Source organism: Clostridia bacterium (assembly GCA_012840125.1).
Classification (GTDB): Bacteria; Bacillota; DULZ01; order DULZ01; family DULZ01; genus DULZ01.
The window spans coordinates 1-3,572 of record DULZ01000087.1 but is presented as its reverse complement, the minus strand read 5'-3'; the positions used below and the strand labels follow the sequence as shown (position 1 = coordinate 3,572).

The 3,572-nt window shown below is 57.9% G+C and carries 5 protein-coding genes; 2 read left to right on the top strand and 3 right to left on the bottom strand.

Annotated features, from left to right (window positions below; all coding sequences use genetic code 11):
- The 3 genes from GXX34_09950 to GXX34_09940 form a co-directional block, all read right to left on the bottom strand.
- Positions 1-1,217, bottom strand: a 1,217-nt coding sequence (locus GXX34_09950) for a monomethylamine:corrinoid methyltransferase (GenBank protein HHW07827.1), incomplete at its 3' end; no start/stop codon positions are given.
- A 23-nt stretch (positions 1,218-1,240) separates the two neighbouring features.
- Entirely contained in the window at positions 1,241-1,873 is a 633-nt protein-coding gene (locus GXX34_09945) for a hypothetical protein (GenBank protein HHW07826.1), read from the bottom strand.
- 109 nt (positions 1,874-1,982) lie between these two features.
- Positions 1,983-2,780 (bottom strand): dihydropteroate synthase, encoded by a 798-nt coding sequence (locus GXX34_09940; protein HHW07825.1) that lies wholly within the window; start codon positions 2,778-2,780, stop codon positions 1,983-1,985.
- 228 nt (positions 2,781-3,008) lie between these two features.
- Here GXX34_09940 and GXX34_09935 point away from each other — a divergent pair, with 228 nt between their 5' ends.
- Positions 3,009-3,350, top strand: a complete 342-nt coding sequence (locus tag GXX34_09935; GenBank protein HHW07824.1) for a GntR family transcriptional regulator — start codon at positions 3,009-3,011, stop codon at positions 3,348-3,350.
- Positions 3,331-3,572 (top strand): ATP-binding cassette domain-containing protein (locus GXX34_09930; GenBank protein ID HHW07823.1); only part of this gene is annotated, 242 nt, incomplete at its 3' end. The genes GXX34_09935 and GXX34_09930, both read left to right, overlap by 20 nt.

The window sequence follows — 3,572 nt, the reverse complement described above, 5'->3', positions numbered from 1 at the left end:
TGCACCAGTTCATCCAGCAGCCTGGAAATGGACTGCAGCAGTTCATTGGCCTTCTGACCGGTGATGGGCGCCACTTGCTCCATCACGTCGGCGTGCACCCGGGCCGTGATCCCGTCAATGCCGCTGCCCCAGTTATAGGCCCCGCTGCTGGTGGTCAAGGTGACCGCCATGGCCACACCCCGGATAATAGCTTCCTCCATGCTGAAGACAGGACCCGAATCCCCGCCGCAGGTTCCGGTGGCTACGCCCAGGTTGCGCCCAATGGCCCGCAGGCAGGCGCTCAGGGTCCACAAGCCCTCCCGGTGACTGGCCCGCCCGGTCATGTCATTGACATAAAAGCTGCCCAACTTGCCGTGACCGTAGCTCAGCTGGCCGATAAAGTTGGCCATCATGATCACCGCCACCCCGGCGGGACCGCCTCCTAAACCGCCCAGCAGGGACATGGTACTGGTCCAGGGGGAGATGCCCCGCTCCTGAATAGCCTGGGCCAGGTTAAGCCGGGTCCAGTCAATTTTCTGTTCCGGGATAATATGGATGCCCACCATGGAATTATGGGCTTCCCGCAGGCCGGGACCAATGACCGCCAGGGTGCCCCCCACGCTGCTGACGGTAGGAATGAGCCCCAAATGCATGTCCGGGCGGCCCGCCAGGCGCAGGGCTTCCTGCTGAGCTTTCACTTCCCACAGGCCGCAATAGATTTCCGAAGGTGCGTTTTCTTTAGGCACCACACCCCCTACGGAGGCAATGCCCCCGGCGATGCCGAACCCCTGCACCACCGGTTCCCTGGCAATGCTCAGGAGGAAAGGCACAAACCATTCTTCCTGAATCACACCGGCCGCCAGACCCCACACCACCGGCGGGCGGGGATCCCCGTCTTTCCGGGGCACCACTGTATGCTCCTCCTTGCCCCGGCCAAAAGTAATGGACGGCGGACTGTCTTTATACTCCTTGACGATGGCCTCGATTTCTTCCACCGTGTATTTGACGACCCGCTGGGTATCGTTGTGGTAAATCCCTACTTCCGCCAGCAATTCCACTCCGGCCTCAAAGATCCTGTCGACTGTTTCGTCGTCCACAAAGAGCCTTTCCGGGTTATACTTCAGTTCGTATTTTTTCACCAGTTTACGAACCGCCTTGGCCAAAGCCAGGTCAAAGTCATCCATTTTCATAACCGGCCCTTCCATGGCCCGCTTTTCAAACTCCAGCACCGGAATCATGTGTACCCCTCCTTTGTCTAGGCCTACACGTAACCCAAGAGTCGATCGCAGAGCTTCACCGCTTCGACGGCATTTGGCGCCCAGCCGTCGGCACCCATGCGGTCCGCCACCTCCTGGCTGGTTTCCGCGCCGCCGATGATGACTTTAAACTTGTCCCGCAGTCCCATATCTTTGAGATAATTGATCACATCCTGGCAGTTGGAAATGGTGGTCACCAGGAAAGCCGACAAGCCGATGATGTCCGCGTTTACTTCCCGGGCTTTATCAATGAAAGTCATCGCCGGCACGTCAATGCCCACGGAATGGACCTCGTAGCCGGCCAGCTCCAGCTGCTTGGCCACCAACCCGTAGCCGATGGAATGCAGGTCCCCCTTCACGGCGCCAATGACCACCACCCCCCGCTTGGGGCCCTCGGCCTTGGGCAAGTGCGGGTCTAAGATGCCGAGGCATTGTTCCACCAGCTTCGCTCCCATCATCAGCTCCGCCAGGAAATACTCCTGCTCTTGGAACAGGCGCCCGATTTCTCTAAGCCCCGCCAGCACCCCGTCTTCCAAAATCTCTTTTGCGGGCAAGCCTTCCGCCAGGGCCTTCTGCACCAGTTCCAGAGCTTGTTCATCTTCTAATTCCACCACGGCTCTAAAAATGTCACTGATCAACGGCCATCCCCCTTTGCCTGGATATTCTCGCAAAATTCTTTATATTTATTGTAAGTCCCTCCGGCCTGCCTGGAAAGGAACCAAAGGGCCATTCCCGGGTCTGGCGGGGTCAGATCACCAGCCAACCTTCCCGGAAAGCTTTTAAGTACTCCCGGCTGCCCCCCTCCGCCAGGAAAGTCCTGGCCGCATAGAGAGTGGACATAAGGGCCCGGTCCCGCACATCCACGATGCAGGAATCCAAGCCCACAGTCATGGCCATGGTGAGAAACACCCGGTTTAACAGCTTCCGCCCCGGCATCCCGAAGCTCACGTTGCTAAGGCCCCCGGTAATCCGGACCCCGGCCATTTCGCTCTCTCGCACCCGGCGAATCACCTCCAGGGTGGTCCTGGCGGCGCCGGGATCCACGGAAATGGACATCACCAGGGGATCCAGGAAAATGTCTTCCGGCTTCTTCCCGGCCTCTAAAAGGGGCAGCACCGCCGCCCGGGCGGCTCTCAGCCGTCCCTCCACGTCCGCGGGAATACCGCCGTCATCCATGCATAAAACAATGACGGAACAGTCGTTTTCCACCACCACCGGGAGCAGCTTCTCCAGTTTATCTTTCTCCGCGCTCAAGGAGTTGATCAGAGGCCGGCCCCGGTGGACTTTCATGGCGGCAAGCAAAGCCTCCACGTTGGAACTGTCTAAGGAGAGGGGCAGATCCACCGCTTCCTGCACCACCTGTACCATCCAGGGCAGGTCCTCCACCTCGTCCTGCCCCGGTACGGCCGCGTTCACGTCCAGCATATGAGCGCCGGCCAGGGCCTGCTCCTTCGCCAGGGCCTGGATGAAAGCCGCATCACGGCTCTGCACTGCCGCCCGCACCTGCGGCCTCGTAGCGTTCAGGGATTCCCCGATAATCAGCATCGTCTTTCCTCCGTTTCCCCTTGTCATCTCATGGCTCTGGCTATGATTCTACCGGATCCGGGGACGGGCAAAAGGGGTATTGGGGCCTAGTGGTATCCCCTAAGGGCCAACCCTTTTCCTCTTGACATTCATATTATTCTAGTGTACTATTTAGCTAGTACAGTGATACACACTAAAGGGGGGATACCGGTGGCCTTTGATCCACGCCTGCCCATTTACCTGCAGATCATGGAGAATATCAAGAAGGACATTGTCGCCGGCAAACTCAAAGGAGGGGATAAGATGCCGTCTGTGCGGAGCTTGGCGGAAGAGCTGAAAGTAAACGTCAACACCGTCCAGCGCGTTTACCAGGAGCTGGAGCGGGAGGGCGTTCTCCTTTCCCAGAGGGGTATTGGCTCTTTTGTAACGAATGATGAGGAAACCCTGGCCCGGATTAAAAGAGAAATGGCCAGGGAGCTGCTGGAAACTTTCGTGCGGGGCATGCGAGAATTAGGGTTCAGCAAGGAGGAAACTCTCACCGCCTTGCAAGCCTATATGGAGGGAGAGCAGGATGGAAATCTTAACGGTTAACAACTTGACAAAAAAATACCTGACCAAGACGGTCTTGAACAATCTTAACCTCACTTTGACGGCAGGAAAAATTTACGGGCTTTTAGGGCCCAATGCCAGCGGCAAGACCACCCTGCTGAAGGTGCTGGCAGGCATCACCCAACCGTCGGCCGGTTCCTTTGCCGTGGCCGGGCAAGTACCCAGTGTCAAAACCAAGCATTTGATCTCCTACTTGCCTACTAT

What these genes read in the sequence shown, in the direction of transcription:
- GXX34_09940 (HHW07825.1), bottom strand. Translation starts at nt 2,780, where the DNA reads ATGCTGATTATCGGGGAATCCCTGAACGCTACGAGGCCGCAGGTGCGG.
- GXX34_09935 (HHW07824.1), top strand. Translation starts at nt 3,009, where the DNA reads ATGGAGAATATCAAGAAGGACATTGTCGCCGGCAAACTCAAAGGAGGG.